The 16,755-nt window shown below is 71.4% G+C and carries 12 protein-coding genes; 7 read left to right on the top strand and 5 right to left on the bottom strand.

Features of this window, described 5'->3' with window-relative positions:
• Nucleotides 1-34: 34 nt before the first annotated feature.
• A complete protein-coding gene (locus QIS96_RS02610) occupies nt 35-1,141 on the bottom strand; it encodes a LacI family DNA-binding transcriptional regulator (RefSeq protein WP_282540664.1) in 1,107 nt (368 codons plus the stop codon).
• Between the two features lie 390 nt (nt 1,142-1,531).
• On the opposite strand from QIS96_RS02610, the gene hisC reads away from it, so the two are divergent.
• The gene (gene hisC, locus QIS96_RS02605) at nt 1,532-2,611 is read left to right on the top strand and encodes a histidinol-phosphate transaminase (protein WP_282540663.1); all 1,080 of its coding nucleotides are present in this window, start codon (nt 1,532-1,534) and stop codon (nt 2,609-2,611) included.
• A 68-nt stretch (nt 2,612-2,679) separates the two neighbouring features.
• Here hisC and QIS96_RS02600 read toward each other — a convergent pair whose 3' ends face one another.
• Nucleotides 2,680-3,054, bottom strand: coding sequence for a cyclophilin-like fold protein (locus QIS96_RS02600; RefSeq protein WP_282540662.1), 375 nt, complete (start codon nt 3,052-3,054; stop codon nt 2,680-2,682).
• Between the two features lie 223 nt (nt 3,055-3,277).
• Between QIS96_RS02600 and QIS96_RS02595 the strand changes: the two genes are divergently transcribed.
• From QIS96_RS02595 to QIS96_RS02575, 5 genes are all read left to right on the top strand, one after another.
• Nucleotides 3,278-4,783: a cytochrome ubiquinol oxidase subunit I gene (locus QIS96_RS02595; protein WP_282540661.1), complete on the top strand. Its 1,506-nt coding sequence runs from the start codon at nt 3,278-3,280 to the stop codon at nt 4,781-4,783.
• A gap of 20 nt (nt 4,784-4,803) precedes the next feature.
• A complete protein-coding gene (gene cydB, locus QIS96_RS02590; RefSeq protein WP_282540660.1) occupies nt 4,804-5,808 on the top strand; it encodes a cytochrome d ubiquinol oxidase subunit II in 1,005 nt (334 codons plus the stop codon).
• Between the two features lie 35 nt (nt 5,809-5,843).
• Entirely contained in the window at nt 5,844-9,431 is a 3,588-nt protein-coding gene (gene cydD / locus QIS96_RS02585) for a thiol reductant ABC exporter subunit CydD (protein WP_282540659.1), read from the top strand.
• Nucleotides 9,432-9,610: 179 nt separating this feature from the next.
• Entirely contained in the window at nt 9,611-11,467 is a 1,857-nt protein-coding gene (locus QIS96_RS02580) for a GAF domain-containing sensor histidine kinase (RefSeq protein ID WP_408907107.1), read from the top strand.
• Between the two features lie 192 nt (nt 11,468-11,659).
• Nucleotides 11,660-12,763: a M23 family metallopeptidase gene (locus tag QIS96_RS02575; RefSeq protein ID WP_282540658.1), complete on the top strand. Its 1,104-nt coding sequence runs from the start codon at nt 11,660-11,662 to the stop codon at nt 12,761-12,763.
• Nucleotides 12,764-12,839: 76 nt separating this feature from the next.
• Here the strand turns inward: QIS96_RS02575 and QIS96_RS02570 are convergent, their stop codons facing one another.
• Complete coding sequence (locus QIS96_RS02570) at nt 12,840-13,745, bottom strand: Cof-type HAD-IIB family hydrolase (RefSeq protein ID WP_408907106.1); 906 nt, start codon at nt 13,743-13,745, stop codon at nt 12,840-12,842.
• Nucleotides 13,746-13,993: 248 nt separating this feature from the next.
• Between QIS96_RS02570 and QIS96_RS02565 the strand changes: the two genes are divergently transcribed.
• A complete protein-coding gene (locus QIS96_RS02565; RefSeq protein ID WP_282540657.1) occupies nt 13,994-14,932 on the top strand; it encodes an LLM class flavin-dependent oxidoreductase in 939 nt (312 codons plus the stop codon).
• A 40-nt stretch (nt 14,933-14,972) separates the two neighbouring features.
• On the opposite strand, the gene QIS96_RS02560 is transcribed toward QIS96_RS02565, so the two are convergent.
• Together QIS96_RS02560 and QIS96_RS02555 are read right to left on the bottom strand one after the other, a co-directional pair.
• Nucleotides 14,973-15,599 (bottom strand): RNA 2'-phosphotransferase, encoded by a 627-nt coding sequence (locus tag QIS96_RS02560; protein ID WP_282540656.1) that lies wholly within the window; start codon nt 15,597-15,599, stop codon nt 14,973-14,975.
• A gap of 123 nt (nt 15,600-15,722) precedes the next feature.
• Nucleotides 15,723-16,661: a MerR family transcriptional regulator gene (locus QIS96_RS02555; RefSeq protein WP_282540655.1), complete on the bottom strand. Its 939-nt coding sequence runs from the start codon at nt 16,659-16,661 to the stop codon at nt 15,723-15,725.
• Nucleotides 16,662-16,755: the final 94 nt, after the last annotated feature.

The raw sequence follows: 16,755 nt of genomic DNA, 5'->3' as shown, positions 1-16,755 counted from the left end.
CGAGGCGCCGTTGCGATCGTTTCTGCCGGGAGGGCTATCCCTGCCCCGAAGGGCGCGGCGGGCTGACCGTCGTACGGGGCGGCCGCCGCAGCGACGAGGTCCGCACGATCAGCTCCGTCGGTATCACCTGCTCGATGGGCTGGTTGGTCTCGACGCTCTCGATGGCGTCGATCAGCAGCTGGACGACGGCTGTGCCGATCCGCCGCGGCTTGAGCGAGAGCGTGGTGATGGGCGGTTCCGTGTTGGCGTAGACCGTGGACTCGCTGCAGCAGACGAGCAGCAGGTCGTCCGGCACGCGAAGCCCGTACCGCCGGGCGGCGGCGAGCAGGTCGGTGCCGTTGGGGTCGAAGAGTCCGTAGACCGCGTCGGGCCGGTCCGGGCGGGCGAGCAGCCGGTCGGCGGCGACGGCCCCGGCGCAGGGGTCGTGCGCGGGGTAGGACTCGACCACCGGGTCCTGGCCGATCCGGCGGCACCAGCGCAGATAGGCGGTGGTGGAGAGCCGGGTGTACGTGTCCGTGGTGGTGCCGGTGAGCAGGCCGATGCGGCGGGCGCCGGCGGCGGCGAGGTGGTCGAGGATGCCGAGCACGGCGGCCTCGTGGTCGTTGTCCACCCACGCGGTCACCGGGAGCGAGCCCGCCGGGCGGCCGTCGGACACCACGGGCACGCCCTGCCGGACGAGTTCGCTGACGACCGGGTCCTTGTCGGAGGGGTCGATGACGACGGTGCCGTCGAGGGCGACGTTCGACCAGACGTCGTGGCGGGAGGTGGCGGGCAGGATGACCAGGGCGTATCCCCGGTCGAGCGCCGCGGACGTGGCGGCTCTGGCCATCTCCGCGAAGTACGCGAACTCGGTGAAGGTGAAAGGTTCATCCCCGTACGTCGTCACGGTCAGGCCGATGAGGCCCGACTTGCCGGTACGGAGGGTTCGGGCCGCGGCGGACGGGCGGTAGCCCAGCCGGTCGGCGACCTCGCGGACGTGTTGGCGGGTGGCGTCGGGGAGCCGGCCCTTGCCGTTGAGCGCGTCGGAGACGGTCGTGATGGAGACGCCGGCAGCGGCGGCCACGTCCCGGATGCCCGCCCGGCCCTGCCGGTTGCCCCGAGTCTGTGCCCGGCTCACCTGGTGCTTCCCTGCTGCTGTCATGGCGAGCCGATAGTAGGGCTCATGAGGGTGGTCGTCGTGACTGCATATTCACGCGTTGACAGGCACGTTTCTGCATGGTGAAAGACCATCAAATGCCTTGGAATTCAAGGGAGTTGGGGGATTCCAGCGTAGTCCGTGCCTTGCATGTGCCCGCCTGCCTGGTGCCTACCGCAGGTCTCGAAGAGGTCTCAACTCACCTTCACGGGGGACGCGCGCCACGGCGCAAGCCACCGGCGCACGGCATCTCGGGGAGCGCTCCCCCCTCCCTGCGCGCCGATGCCTCCGTTGTCCACAGGGCAGGGGTGGGTTGTCCACAGGGCATTCGCAGAAACGCCGAATCCTCATAGGGTGAGCAGTATTCGAACCCGGGCGGTACGAGGAGGACCTGCAGTGAGCGAGAAGACCCCGAGGCTGCGTGCCGAGCTGGACGGCATCCCGACGTACAAGCCGGGCAAGCCCGCCGCGGCCGGCGGCCCGGTGGCGTACAAGCTGTCCTCGAACGAGAACCCCTATCCGCCGCTCCCCGGCGTGATGGAGCAGGTGACGGCGGCGGCCGACACCTTCAACCGCTACCCGGACATGGCGTGCACGGGCCTGATGAACGAGCTGGCGGACCGCTTCGGCGTCCCCCTCTCGCACCTGGCCACGGGCACCGGCTCGGTCGGCGTCGCGCAGCAGCTGCTGCAGGCCACGAGCGGCCCGGGGGACGAGGTGATCTACGCCTGGCGCTCCTTCGAGGCGTACCCGATCATCACGCAGATCAGCGGGGCGACCTCGGTGCGCGTGCCGCTGACGTCGGGGGAGGTGCACGACCTCGACGCGATGGCGGACGCGATCACGGACCGCACGCGCCTGATCTTCGTCTGCAACCCCAACAACCCGACGGGCACGGTGGTGCGCCGGGCCGAGCTCGAGCGGTTCCTGGACCGGGTGCCGAGCAACGTCCTGGTGGTCCTGGACGAGGCGTACCGCGAGTTCATCCGCGACACGGACGTCCCGGACGGCATCGAGCTCTACCGCGAGCGGCCCAACGTCTGCGTGCTGCGCACCTTCTCCAAGGCGTACGGCCTGGCGGGGCTGCGGGTCGGCTTCGCGGTCGCCCATGAGCCGGTGGCGGCGGCGCTGCGCAAGACGGCGGTGCCGTTCGGCGTGAGCCAGCTGGCGCAGGACGCGGCGGTCGCCTCGCTGCGCGCGGAGGACGAACTCCTGGGCCGCGTCGGCTCGTTGGTCTGCGAGCGCACGCGCGTGGTCGAGGGCCTGCGGAAGCAGGGCTGGACGGTCCCCGAGACCCAGGCCAACTTCGTCTGGCTGCGCCTGGGGGACCGTACGCTCGACTTCGCGGCGGCCTGCGAGAAGGCCGGTGTGGTCGTGCGGCCGTTCGCGGGCGAGGGCATGCGGGCCACGATCGGCGAGACCGAGGCCAACGACATCTTCCTGCACACGGCGGAGGCCTTCCGCAAGGAGCTCTAGCGGTACGCGGGCCCCCTCACGCCCGCCGGCCGTCCTGCGGTCCGCCCTGCGGTCTGTCCTGCGGTCCGTCAGTCGGCGACCAGTTCCACCCGGATCGGGTCGCCGCTGCGGACCGTGGCGAGCTTGCGGGGGTCGCCGTCGAGCGAGCCGAGCAGGTTGCAGGGGCTGGCGAGGCGGCACTCGTCGCCGCGGGAGATCGGGGTCGGGCCGTACGGCAGGGCGAGGGCGTCGCCGTCGGTCCAGAAGGCGACGGTGCCGGGCTCGACGACCTGTTGGGCGTCGGCCTCGCGGTCGACGCTGATGCCGGTGTCGAAGTAGACCTCCTCGCCCCAGGTGTTGGCGGTGGCGGAGAGCGGCAGCGCCTTGTGGAGCGCCTGGGCGGTCGGGGTGTCCTCGAGCGTCGCGGTCAGGTGTCCGGCGGGCCAGGTGATTCGGATCTGCATGCCGCGGATTCAACAATATGTTGAAGCCCTTGGGAAGGGGCGGGCGGCGGCTTCCCGGTGCGACCGCGAGTAAGGGGACCCCCGAGTGAGACGCCAGAACCGGTACGACATAATGCTTGTGAATGTGAACGCGTTCACAAGCGCGCCTGATTGATCCCGTGATGTACGGGTTCCTAAGGGCAGACTGCCGCTGTGACCACGGCGACGTAAGGAGAGTGACGACGTGGACCTGGCTCTGGCGCCGGAAACCCTGGCGCGATGGCAGTTCGGCATCACGACCGTCTACCACTTCCTCTTCGTACCGCTCACGATCTCGCTCGCCGCGCTCGTCGCCGGCCTGCAGACCGCTTGGGTGCGGACCGAGAAGGAGAAGTACCTCAAGGCCACGAAGTTCTGGGGCAAGCTCTTCCTGATCAACATCGCGATGGGTGTCGTGACCGGCATCCTGCAGGAGTTCCAGTTCGGCATGAACTGGTCCGACTACTCGCGGTTCGTCGGTGACATCTTCGGGGCCCCGCTCGCCTTCGAAGCCCTCATCGCCTTCTTCTTCGAGTCCACCTTCATCGGCCTGTGGATCTTCGGCTGGGACAAGCTCCCGAAGAAGCTGCACCTGGCGACCATCTGGATGGTCTCCATCGGCACGATCCTCTCCGCGTACTTCATCCTGGCGGCCAACTCCTGGATGCAGCACCCGGTGGGCTACCGGATCAACGAGGAGCGCGGCCGCGCCGAACTGACCGACTTCGGGGCCGTGTTGACGCAGAACACCGCCCTGGCGCAGATGTTCCACACGCTGACCGCGGCCTTCCTGGTCGGCGGCGCGTTCATGGCGGGCATCGCCGCGTTCCACCTGGCGCGCAAGAAGCACGTGCGGGTCATGAAGACCTCGCTGCGGCTCGGGCTCGTCACCGTCACCATCAGCGGACTGCTCACCGCCGTCAGCGGCGATGTGCTCGGCAAGATCATGTTCGAGCAGCAGCCGATGAAGATGGCGGCCGCCGAGGCGCTGTGGGACGGCGAGGACTCCGCGCCGTTCTCGATCTTCGCGTACGGAGACGTCGCGCAGGGGCACAACAAGGTCGCCATAGAGATCCCGGGTCTGCTGTCGTTCCTCGCGCACAACAACTTCGACGAGCACGTCCCCGGCATCAACGACCTCAACGAGGAGATGCAGGAGGAGTACGGGCCCGGTGACTACCGCCCGAACATCCCCGTCGCCTACTGGGGCTTCCGCTGGATGATCGGCTTCGGCATGGCCTCGCTCGGCATCGGTGTGCTCGGGCTCTGGCTGACGCGGAAGAAGTTCCTGCTGCCGCAGTCGATGCGGGTGGGTGAGGACGAAGTGCCGCATCTGGTGCTCTTCAAGAAGGCCCTGAGCCCGAAGTTCACCCGGTGGTACTGGCTCGTGGCGCTGTGGACCATGCTCTTCCCGCTGATCGCCAACTCCTGGGGCTGGATCTTCACGGAGATGGGCCGACAGCCGTGGGTGGTCTTCGGCGTCCTCAAGACCTCCGCCGCCGTCTCCCCCGGCGTCTCCCAGGGAGAGGTCATCACCTCGCTCGCCGTCTACACGCTGCTCTACGCGGTGCTCGCCGTGATCGAGGTCAAGCTGATCATCAAGTACGTCAAGGCCGGCCCGCCCGAGCTCTCGGAGGCGGACCTCAACCCGCCCACCAAGATCGGCGGCGACGACCGCGACGCCGACCGGCCCATGGCCTTCTCGTACTGAGCCTGAGGAGCTGCTGAGGCATGGAACTTCACGACGTCTGGTTCGTACTGATCGCGGTCCTCTGGATCGGCTACTTCTTCCTGGAGGGCTTCGACTTCGGGGTCGGGATCCTGACCAAGCTGCTCGCGCGCGACCGCAAGGAGCGCCGGGTTCTCATCAACACCATCGGTCCCGTCTGGGACGGCAACGAGGTGTGGCTGCTCACCGCGGGCGGCGCGACCTTCGCGGCCTTCCCGGAGTGGTACGCGACGCTGTTCTCCGGCTTCTATCTGCCGCTGCTCGTGATCCTGATCTGCCTGATCATCCGCGGCGTGGCCTTCGAGTACCGCCACAAGCGGACCGAGGACCGCTGGCAGACCAACTGGGAGCACGCGATCTTCTGGACCTCGCTCCTCCCGGCGTTCCTCTGGGGTGTGGCCTTCGCCAACATCGCGCGCGGGGTGAAGATCGACCGCGAGATGGAGTACGTGGGCGACTTCTGGGATCTGCTCAACCCGTACGCGATCCTGGGCGGGCTCGTCACGCTGTCGCTCTTCACCTTCCACGGCACGGTGTTCGCGGCGCTCAAGACCCTGGGCGACATCCGGATGCGGGCGCGGAAGCTGGCGCTCGGGCTCGGGCTCGTCACGGCGGTGCTCGCGCTCGGCTTCCTGGTCTGGACGCAGGCCGACAAGGGCGACGGGACGAGTCTGGTCGCGATGATCGTCGCCGCGGTCGCGCTCGTCGGGGCGGTCGGGGCTGTGAAGATCGGGCGCGAGGGCTGGTCGTTCGCGCTCTCCGGGGTCACGATCGCCGCTGCGGTTGCGATGCTGTTCCTGACGCTCTTCCCGAACGTCATGCCGTCGACCCTCGACCCGGCGTGGAGCCTCACGGTCTCCAACGCCTCGTCGACTCCGTACACCCTGAAGATCATGACCTGGCTCGCGGGCATCGCCACTCCGGTGGTGCTGCTCTACCAGGGCTGGACCTACTGGGTGTTCCGCAAGCGGATCGGTACGCAGCACATCGCCGCCGATGCGCACTAGTCGGTACTAGCCGGTACTAGTTGGGGCTGTTTCACGTGAAACCGATCGACCCGCGCCTGCTCCGGTACGCCCGAGCCACTCGTCTGTTCCTGATCGCGGTGGTGGTCCTCGGGCTCGCCGGGGCGGGCCTGGTCGTCGCCCAGGCGATGCTCATCGCCGAAGTGGTGGTGGGGGGCTTCCAACAGGGGCTCGACGCAGCCGAGTTGGTCACCCCACTGCTGCTGCTCGCGGCCGTCGCGCTCGGCCGGGGCCTCGTCGGCTGGCTCACCGAACTCGCCGCGCACCGGGCGAGCGCCGCGGTGAAGTCGGAGCTGCGCGGGCGGCTCCTGGAACGTGCCGGGGCGCTCGGCCCCGGCTGGCTGAGCGGGCAGCGGACCGGCTCGCTCGTCGCGCTCGCGACGCGTGGGGTGGACGCGCTCGACGACTACTTCGCGCGCTACCTCCCGCAGTTGGGCCTCGCGATCGTGGTGCCGGTGGCGGTGCTCGCGCGGATCGTCACCGAGGACTGGGTGTCGGCCGCGATCATCGTGGTGACGCTGCCGCTCATCCCGATCTTCATGATCCTGATCGGCTGGGCGACCCAGGCCCGGATGGACCGTCAGTGGCGGCTGCTCTCCCGGCTCTCCGGGCACTTCCTGGACGTGGTCGCCGGACTGCCGACGCTGAAGGTGTTCGGCCGGGCCAAGGCGCAGGCCGAGTCGATCCGGCGGATCACCGGTGAGTACCGGCAGGCGACGATGCGCACGCTGCGGATCGCCTTCCTCTCCTCCTTCGCCCTGGAGCTCCTCGCGACGCTCTCGGTGGCGCTGGTCGCCGTGACGATCGGCATGCGGCTCGTGCACGGCGACATGGATCTCTACATCGGGCTCGTGGTGCTCGTCCTCGCGCCCGAGGCGTATCTCCCGCTGCGGCAGGTGGGCGCGCAGTACCACGCGGCCGCCGAGGGGCTCGCGGCCGCGGAGGAGATCTTCGACGTACTGGAGACCGAGCCGCCGGCCTCGGGTGACGGGCTCGCGCCGACCGGTGAAGTGCGCTTCGAGGGCGTGACGGTCCGGTACCCGGGGCGGGACCGTGCGGCCGTCGAGGGCGCGATGTTTCACGTGGAACAGGGCGAGACGGTCGCGCTCGTCGGCCCCAGCGGCGCCGGCAAGTCCACGCTCCTGAACGTGCTGTTGGGCTTCGTACGGCCCGACGAGGGGCGGGTCACCGTAGGCGGCACCGATCTCGCCACCGTCTCGCTCGACGCCTGGCGCGAGCGCATCGCCTGGGTCCCGCAGCGCCCGCACCTCTACGCCGGGACGATCGCCGAGAACGTACGGCTGGCCAGGGCCGGGGCGAGCGACGACGAGGTCCGGGAGGCGCTGCGGGACGCGGGCGCCCTCGGGTTCGTCGAGGCGCTGCCCGCCGGTGCGCGGACCGAGCTGGGCGAGGACGGGGCCGGACTCTCTGCGGGACAGCGGCAACGCCTCGCGCTCGCCAGGGCGTTCCTCGCCGACCGGCCCGTACTGCTGCTCGACGAGCCCACCGCGGCGCTCGACGGTGAGACCGAGGCCGAAGTCGTGGACGCTGTGCGGCGACTCGCGGTCGGGCGGACCGTGCTGCTTGTCGTGCATCGGCCGGCGCTGCTTGCCGTGGCGGATCGGGTGGTGCGGATCGAGGAGCCGCCGGCGGTTGCGGGGGCCTCCGCCAAGGGTGGTGCGGTTGCGGGTCGTCGTGCCGTTTCCGATGCGGGTCGCGCGGAGGTTGCTGAGGCCCGTGAGGCTGCTGAGGCCGATGTGGTCGTCGGCTCTGCGCCCGGGGACGAGTACGCGCCGGCCGCTGTGCCCGCGCCCCCGGCCGCCGGGGCTCAGCCTGCGGGGCGGGTCCTTGCACGGGTGCGGGCGATGGCCGGGGAGCGGCGTGGGCGGCTGCTGCTCGGGCTGTTGCTCGGCAGCCTCGCCCTCGGCAGCGCCGTCGGCCTGATGGCGACGTCCGGGTGGCTGATCTCCCGCGCCTCCGAACAGCCGCCCGTGCTGTACCTGATGGTGGCGGTCACCGCGACGCGCGCGTTCGGCCTCGGCCGGGCGGTCTTCCGGTACGCGGAGCGCCTGGTCACGCATGACGCGGTGCTGCGGATGCTGGCCGACGCCCGGGTCGCCGTCTACCGCCGCCTGGAACGGCTCGCCCCCGCCGGGCTCCGGCAGTCGCGGCGCGGCGATCTCCTCGCCCGGCTCGTCGGCGACGTGGACGCGCTGCAGGACTACTGGCTGCGGTGGCTGCTGCCCGTCGGCACGGCCGTCGTCGTCTCCCTCGGGGCGGTCGGCTTCACCGGCTGGCTGCTTCCGGAGGCGGGCGTGCTGCTCGCCGTCGGACTGCTCGTGGCCGGGGCGGGGGTGCCGCTGCTGAGCGGTGCGCTGGCCCGCCGGGCGGAGCGCCGGCTCGCCCCGGCGCGCGGAGTGCTCGCCACCCGCGTGGCCGATCTGCTCACCGGGACCGCCGAGTTGACCGTCGCGGGCGCGCTGCGGGCCCGTACGACGCTGGCGCGGGAGGCCGACAAGGAGCTGACCGGGATCGCCTCGCGGGCGGCCACGGCCACCGCGCTCGGCGCGGGACTCTCGGCGCTCGCCTGCGGGCTGACCGTGGCGGCCGCCGCGCTCGTCGGCGTGGGCGGCGTCCGCGACGGACGCCTTGACGGGGTGGCCCTCGCCGTCGTCGTCCTCACACCGCTCGCCGCGTTCGAGGCGGTCACGGGGCTGCCGCTCGCCGTGCAGTTCCGGCAGCGGGTACGGAAGAGCGCGGAGCGGGTGTACGAGGTGCTGGATGCGGCGGAGCCGGTACGGGAGGCCCCCGGTGCGGTCGGCGGGGAGGCCCCCGCCGACCCCTTCCCCCTGCAGGTGGCGGGGGTGCGGGCGCGGCACCCGGGGCAGGACCGGGAGGCGCTCGTCGACGTGGACCTGACGCTGGAGCGGGGCCGTCGCGTCGCCGTCGTCGGGCCCTCGGGCTCGGGCAAGACGACCCTCGCGCAGGTGCTGCTGCGGTTCCTGGACGCGGAGGCGGGGACGTACCGCCTGGGCGGGACGGACGCGGACGCGCTCGACGGGGACGTGGTGCGGCGGGTAGTCGGCCTGTGCGCGCAGGACGCCCACATCTTCGACAGTTCGATCCGGGAGAACCTCAGGCTGGCGCGCACGGACGCCGACGAGGGCGCGCTGCGCGGTGCGTTGGCGGGGGCGCGGCTCCTGGACTGGGTCGACTCGCTGCCGCAGGGCCTGGACACGCTGGTCGGCGAGCACGGCGCGCGGCTCTCCGGGGGGCAGCGGCAGCGGCTCGCCCTGGCGCGGGCGTTGCTTGCCGACTTCCCCGTCCTCGTACTGGACGAGCCCGCCGAGCACCTCGACCTGGAGACCGCGGACGCCCTGACCGCCGACCTCCTCGACGCGACCGAGGGGCGGACGACGCTGCTGATCACGCATCGGCTCGCCGGGCTGGACGCGGTGGACGAGGTGATCGTTCTGGACGGGGGGCGGGTTGTGCAGCGCGGGGGGTACGCGGAGTTGGCGGGGCTCGTGGGGGGTCCGCTGGCGCGGATGCTGGAACGGGAACGGGAAGGGGAGACGTTGTCGGGCGCGGGGTTGTTCCCCTGACCCGCCCCTTCCCTTCCCTTCCCTTCCCTGCCCTTCCCTGCCCTTCCCTGCGGTCGTGGCGAGATCTGGGCTCAGGCCGTGGGCTCAGGCCGTGGGCCCCGAAAGCGGTCCGCAGGACTTTCCCGAACGGGTCCGTACCCGACTTTCCTTGGCAAATAGGACTTACTACTCTCAAGTGCATGTCAGCCGCCCCCGCAGCCCCCCAAGACCCACCCCCTCCGCCTTCTCCGACCCCTCCGGCCTCCTTTCCCGAGCGGGTGGATTCCGGGTCTGCTGCTGCCGAGCTTGCCGCGCGGAGTCTGCAGGGGCTGCCCGAGGAGTTGGCGGCGCGGTTGCCGCAGTTGCTCGAGGCGATGGTGTCCGTGGGCAGCGGGCTCGACCTGCACTCCACGCTCGACCGGATCGCGGAGACCGCGGCCAGCCTCACCGGCGCCAGGTACGCCGCGATCGGCGTGATCAACGACCAGGGCGACGGGCTCTCCGACTTCGTCACGTACGGCGTCACGCAGGAGGAGCGGGAGCAGATCGGGGAGCTGCCGGACGGGCGCAGCGGAATCCTCGGGGCGCTCATCCAGGACCCGGTCTCGCTGCGCCTCGACGATCTGACCGCTGACTCGCGCTCGGTCGGCTTTCCGCCGAACCACCCGCCGATGCGGACGTTCCTCGGCGTCCCGATCCGGGTCGGCGACGAGGTGTTCGGCAACCTGTATCTGACCGAGAAGCAGGGCGGCGACGGCACGTTCAGCGTCTACGACCTGCACATGGTGAAGGTCCTCGCGACCGAGGCCGGCATCCAGATCGGCAACTCCCGCCTGTACGAGGCGACCCGGCAGCGCGAGCGGTGGATCGACGGCTCGGTGGCCGTCACCACGGCGCTGCTTTCCGGGGCCGACGCGGACGAGGCGCTCACCGTGGTCGCCGAACAGGCCCGCCGTCTCGCCGACTCGGAGGCCGGCCTCGTACTGCTGCCCGCGGACGAGGGTGGTCTGGAGATCGTCGCTGTGGCGACCGAGCTGCCGCTGCGACCGCTCGGCGTGGTGATCCCGCCGGAGTCGCCCGCGGTGGACCACCTGCTCGCCGGGGAGCCGGTGTTCGTGGAGGACGCGGCCGCCGACCCGCGCATGATCACCGAACTGGCCAAGGAGTACGGGCCGAGCATGCTGCTGCCTCTGCACAGCGGCGGCCGGGTGCTCGGCGCCCTGGCCACGCCGCGCTCGCCCGGCGCACCGAAGTTCACCGAGGCCGAGAAGACCCTCGCCGGACAGTTCGCCGCGCAGGCCGCGCTCGCCCTGATCATGGCCGAGGCGCAGCGCGACCGGGAGCGCCTCGCGGTCTTCGAGGACCGCGACCGGATCGCCCGTGACCTGCACGATCTCGTGATCCAGCGGCTGTTCGCGACGGGCATGATGCTGGAGAGCGCGCAGCGCCGTTCCGTGGTGCCCGAGGTGCAGGTCGGCGTCGGCAAGGCGGTGGACGAGCTGGACGTGACGATCCAGGAGATCCGTACGGCGATCTTCGCGCTCCAGCAGGGCCCGGCCGAGGCGCCCTCGGGGCTGCGGACGCGGGTGCTCCGGGAGATCAACATGGCCGCCGTGCCGCTCGGCTTCAAGCCCGCGCACCGCTTCCTCGGCCCGGTCGACTCGCTGGTCGGCGAGGTCACCGGCAAGAACCTGATCGCGGCCCTGCGCGAGGCCCTGTCCAACGCGTTCCGGCATGCGCAGGCCTCCCGGATCGAGGTCGTGGTCGACGCGGAGGTGACGCTTCCGGACGGCACTCCCGGCGTACGGCTCACGGTGGCCGACGACGGCGTAGGCATCCCCGCGGGCGGCCGCCGCAGCGGCCTGAAGAACCTCAAGCGCCGCGCCGAGTCCCTGGGCGGCGACAGCTGGTACGGGCCGGGCCTCGGGAACGACGCGTACGAGGATGCGTACGAGGATGCGTACGAGGATGCGTACGAGGATGCGTACGAGGATGAGGACAGCCACGGGAAGCGGATTCGCGGCGGGACGACCGTGGTCTGGCAGGCGCCGCACTGAGTGACCAGGCGTCGGGCCGCTGACGGTCGGACGTGTCCCGGGCCGCCCGGACGCGTCCCGCACTGCGCCTGGACGTGTCCCGCGCCGCCGTGCCCCGTCCGGCAGAGTCCGTATGGCCTGTACGGGGCACAGGTCCACCCGCTCGCACGCCTCTTACACGCGCCGCGCCGGGTGCGGGGTGACGATCCGGGCATGCGCTCTCGTTCTCGCCGAAGGATGCATCGGTCACTGCCGCAGTGGCGGTGCAAGCAGTGGCCGTGCACGTGGTTGCGGCTGCCGACGGCGCTTGCGTTGTGCGCGCTCCTCGGGCTGAACGCGGCAGGGGCCCCGCCCGCCACCGCATCGGACGGGCCGAGCGCAAGCGCCGAGGTGGCGCGGCTGTTCGAGGAGGCCGCGAAGGCCACCGAGCAGTACGAAGCGGGCCGCCGGGCCGCCGACGAGCAGCGCGCCAAGGCCCGCAAGATGGAGCGCCTGGTGGACCGCGAGCGCCGTCGACTGGAGCTGCTGCGCGAGGACTTGGGGCGGATCGCGCGCAACCAGTACCGCACCGGCGGCGACATCTCGTACACCGCGCAGCTGCTCCTCGCCGACGATCCGGACGCCCTGATGCGCAGTCAGCGGGCCTTGTGGAAGGCGGATCTGGCGATGAACAACGCGATCGGCAGGACGCAGCGGACCGCCCGCGCCCTGGACAGCGGGCAGCAGCGGGCGCAGGCCGCCTGGCGCGGCCTCGACGTGCGTAAGGCCGAGCTGGCGACGCTCAAGGCCGACATCGAGCGGAAGCTGGAGCAGGCCCAGTGGACGCTGCAGAGCGAGGCCGACCGGCAGGTCACGGCCGGCCGCTGCCGGGGCGCCGTACGCCTGGACGAACCGGCCGCGGACACGGCGGGGCGGGAGTGGGTGGCGCCGGTGGAGAAGTACGAGCTCTCCGCCGGATTCGGTGGTTCCGGCGAGCGCTGGGCGAGCCGGCACACCGGCCAGGACTTCGCGGTGGGCATCGGGGCGCCGGTGCGGGCGGCCGGCGCGGGCGAGGTCGTGCGGGTCACGTGCGGCCAGGGCTTCGGCATCGAGGTCGTGGTGAAGCACGCGGGCGGCTACTACACGCAGTACGCGCATCTCGCGGCCGTCACCGTCGACCAGGGCGAGCGGGTCCGCACCGGCCAGTGGCTCGGGCAGGCGGGCACGACCGGCAACTCGACCGGCCCGCATCTGCACTTCGAGGTACGGCTCACTCCCCACTACGGCTCGGGCGTGGACCCGCGAACGTGGCTGGCGGAGCGGGGAGTTGAGCTGTAGCGGGGAATGGAGCTGCAGCGGGGGGGGGGGGGGGGAGCTGTGACGGGCGCGGCCGGGGGGCCGTGTGCTGAAACGTTTAGGCGCCGGTGCGCTGCGCCAGGATCCGCTCGATGACCACCGCGACGCCGTCGTCGTTGTTGGCGACGGTGCGGCCGGAGGCGGCGGCGACGACGTCCGGGTGGGCGTTCCCCATCGCGTACGACGTGCCGGCCCAGGCGAGCATCTCGACGTCGTTCGGCATGTCGCCGAAGGCCACCACCTCGTCCGGGGCGATGCCGCGCTCGGCGCAGCACAGGGCGAGGGTGCTCGCCTTGGAGACGCCGGCGGCGCTGATCTCCAGGAGCGCGGTGGGGCTGGAGCGGGTGACGTTGGCGGCGCTTCCGATGGCCGTACGGGCCAGGGCGAGGAACGCGTCGGGGGTCAGCTCGCCGTGGTGGGCGAGGATCTTCAGGACCGGCTCGTCGGCCCGGTCGGAGTGCTCGGCGAGCAGCTTCTCGACGGGGGCGATGGTGACCGCCGGGTCGAGGTGGAGCGGCGGGTAGGCGAGCTCGTGGCCGATGCCGCCGGTGCGCTCCACGGCGAAGGACGTGCCGGGCGCGGCTGCGCGCAGCAGGGCGACGACGTCCAGGGCCGCCGTTCGCTCGATGGCGCGGATCTTGACGAAGCTGTGCGCGCCCGCGCCGCCGTGCAGGTCGACGACGGCGGCGCCGTTTCCGCAGATCGCGAGGCCGTGGCCGTGGACGTGGTCGCTGACGACGTCCATCCAGCGGGCCGGGCGGCCGGTGACGAAGAAGACCTCGATCCCGGCTTCCTCGGCGGCCGCGAGGGCGGCGACGGTGCGCGGGGACACCGACTTGTCGTCGCGCAGCAGGGTGCCGTCCAGGTCCGTGGCGATCAGCCGGATGCGGTGATCGGGGGTGGGAGCGGGGGCGGGGTCGAGGTCGTCCGTTCGCGTCGAGGTCACGCCCGCATTCTTCCGCATATGCCGCACGTCCGGGGGGCTGGGTGCACATTTGAGTACGGGCGAGCGCAGACGCGAGGAGGGCGGGCCGGTGTGCGGGCGGCCGGGGCGGGTGGCGCCGTGCGGGGCGAGGGGCGGGCCGTCGGGCGGTCGTTCTCCCGGGAGAGTTGGGTGGTCGTTCTCCGGGAGAGCCGGGTGGCCGTTCTCCGTGGGAGCCGGGCAGCCGTTTTCCGGGGGAAAGGCTCGGGGCCGGACCGTAGGCTGGCGCCATGACCTCTCCGCTGCGTCTGAGCACCGTGATCCTGCCCATCCACCGCTGGAGCGACGGCGGTCGGGCGCGCTGGCAGCGGGCCGAGGAACTCGGTCTGCACGCGGCGTACACGTACGACCACCTGTCCTGGCGCAGCTTCCGCGACGGGCCCTGGTTCGGGGCCGTGCCCACGCTGACCGCCGCCGCGGCCGCCACCTCGCGGCTGCGCCTCGGCACCCTCGTGACCTCGCCGAACTTCCGCCATCCGGTCACTCTCGCCAAGGAGTTGATCACCCTCGACGACATCTCGGAGGGCCGGATCACGCTCGGCATCGGCGCCGGCGGCACCGGGTTCGACGCGACCACGCTGCGCAGGCCGGACGCGGAGCCGTGGTCTCCGCGGGAGCGGGCCGACCGCTTCGCCGAGTTCGTCGCGCTCCTCGACCGGCTGCTTCGCGAGCCCGCCGACGTCACGTACGCGGGCGACTTCTACGACGCGACCGAGGCCCGCAACCTGCCCGGCTGCGTGCAGCGCGAGCGGCTGCCGTTCGCGGTCGCCGCGACCGGCCCGCGCGGCCTGCGCCTCGCCGCCCGCCACGGCCAGGCGTGGGTGACGACGGGCAACCCGAAGCTGTACGAGGAGGGCTCCCCCGAGGAGTCGTACGCGGCGCTGCGCGGTCAGCTCGACGGTCTTTCCAAGGCGTGCGCCGAGTCCGGCCGGGATGTCACGGAGCTCGACAAGGTGCTGCTCACCGGGTTCACGCCGGACTTCCACCCGGTGAACCGGCGTGGGCGGCGGCCGATCGACTCCTTCGACGGGTTCGTGGACTTCGCGGGACGGCACGCGGAGCTGGGTTTCACGGAGATCGTCGTGCACTGGCCGATCCCCGACTCGGACTTCGCGGCGGACGAGAAGCTCTTCGAGCGGATCGCGTCGGAGGCGGTCGGGCAGCTTTGATCGTGCGGCCGGGCCTGAGCGGGGCGGCGGCGGGTGTCGTTCAGTTCGGCAGCCGCAGGTAGCGCGGGGGCACGGCCTGGGTGAGCCAGACGCCGTTGGCGCTGAGGCGGAAGGTGTGGCCGTCGGCGTGCATGGCCGGTGCGTCCACGCTGAGCACGATGGGCCTGCCTCGGCGGGCGCCCACGCGGGTCGCGGTCTCGCGGTCGGGCGAGAGGTGGACGTCGTGCCGGTTCATGGGCCGCAGGCCCTCGCGCCGGATCGCCGCCAGGTTCGCGGCGACGGTGCCGTGGAAGAGATATGTGGTCGGCGTCGCCGCGGGCAGGTCCAGGTCCACGTCCACCGAATGGCCCTGGTTGGCGCGGATCCGGGCGCCGTCGATCGCGAACCGCTGCTTGTCGCTGGTGGCGACGGCCTCGTCCAGCTCGTCGCGGGTGATCGGGAAGCCGTGCGTGGCGGCGGCTTCGAGGAGCGCGTCGATCTCCGTCCAGCCGGCCGTGTCGAGCGTGAGGCCGATCCGGCCCGGCTCGTGCCGGAGGTGTTTGGAGAGGTACTTCGAGACCTTCACGATGCGTCGGTCGGTGCGCTGGTCGGTATGTCTGACGGTGGGTTGATCGGTAGGGCGATCGGTGGGTCTTTCGGTGGGGCCGTCGGTGGGTCGGTCGTTCATGTTCCCAGGGTGCCCGGAGCGTCGATAAGTTCTCCAACTCTTTACCGTCGGAATGCATGATCCACAGCCAACCCCGGTTATCCACAGGCCAGTTGGGAGTTCTGTGGACAACAGGCCGGTGGATTACGGTAGTTCGCCAATTTCTGCGGTCTGTGCGGTGGTTGATGTCAACTGATCCAACTTCCGGGACTGCACTTCCCGTTCGGCGGCCGCCGAGACGAACGCCGCGATGTTCTCCGCGCCAACCAGCTGCTGCACGGCCTGAATTGTGGTCGCGGGCAGTGCCACCGGGGACGCCTCGTACAGAGGAGTCGTGGATGGTGTGCCGCCGAGCTGTTCTCTGAGGTGACGCGTGGCGAACAGCCGCATGGCGCGGGCGAGTTCGGCGTCCACCGTCTGCTGGGCCAGCGGGCGCAGGCGGCGTACGAGCTCGGCCGCTTCCGCCGCTTCGTCGTCCGTCGGCGGCAGGTGTCCGCCGATGTAGCGGGCGAAGACGTGCTCGGTCGTGAAGTCCAGGAATCTGGACGCGATGAACTCGACATGGATGCGCAACTCCCGCAAATGGCCGGAGATTGCGATCAGCGGCACACCCGCCGCGTGCAACTCCACTGCCACAGCGAGCTCTTGAGGGCTCGGCACCAGGAACTCGTCGTCCCTGCCCGGGATTCGCTCCAGGACACCGAGCTCGATGGCGTCCTCCACCGCCGCCTCGTCAGGCGTGCCGCCGAAGCACTGGTCGAGCTCGGCGCGCGTGATACGGCCCGCCTCCTCGTCCGTCCACGGGCCGTCCACTTCCGCCACGAGGCCGAGTACGCCGCCGAGGCCGCGGCCCGCGTCCCAGGCCTCCAGGAGTTCCTTTATCGAGGCCAGGGTGAAGCCCCGGTCCAGGAGGTCGGCGATCTGGCGCAGCCGGGCCAGATGCGCGTCCGTGTACACGTTGGACCGGCCGCGCCGCTCCGGGCGGGGCAGCAGGCCGCGGTCCTGATAGGCGCGGATCGTACGGACCGTGGCGCCGCTGTGGTGTGCCAGGTCCTCGATCCGGTACTCGACTGCAGGCTGCACTTTCCCTGCCACCTCCGCTTCTCGGTGCGTCCGCCGCTCCGGGTGCGGCCGCGCGGGCACCACTCTCCGCTGCCCGGCCCCCGCGGCCCAACTC

The sequence above is a fragment of the Streptomyces cavernicola genome (genome assembly GCF_029968035.1).
Taxonomy (GTDB): Bacteria; Actinomycetota; Actinomycetes; order Streptomycetales; family Streptomycetaceae; genus Streptomyces; species Streptomyces cavernicola.
The sequence above is the reverse complement of the archived record's forward strand: the minus strand, read 5'-3'. Positions and strand labels throughout refer to the sequence as shown.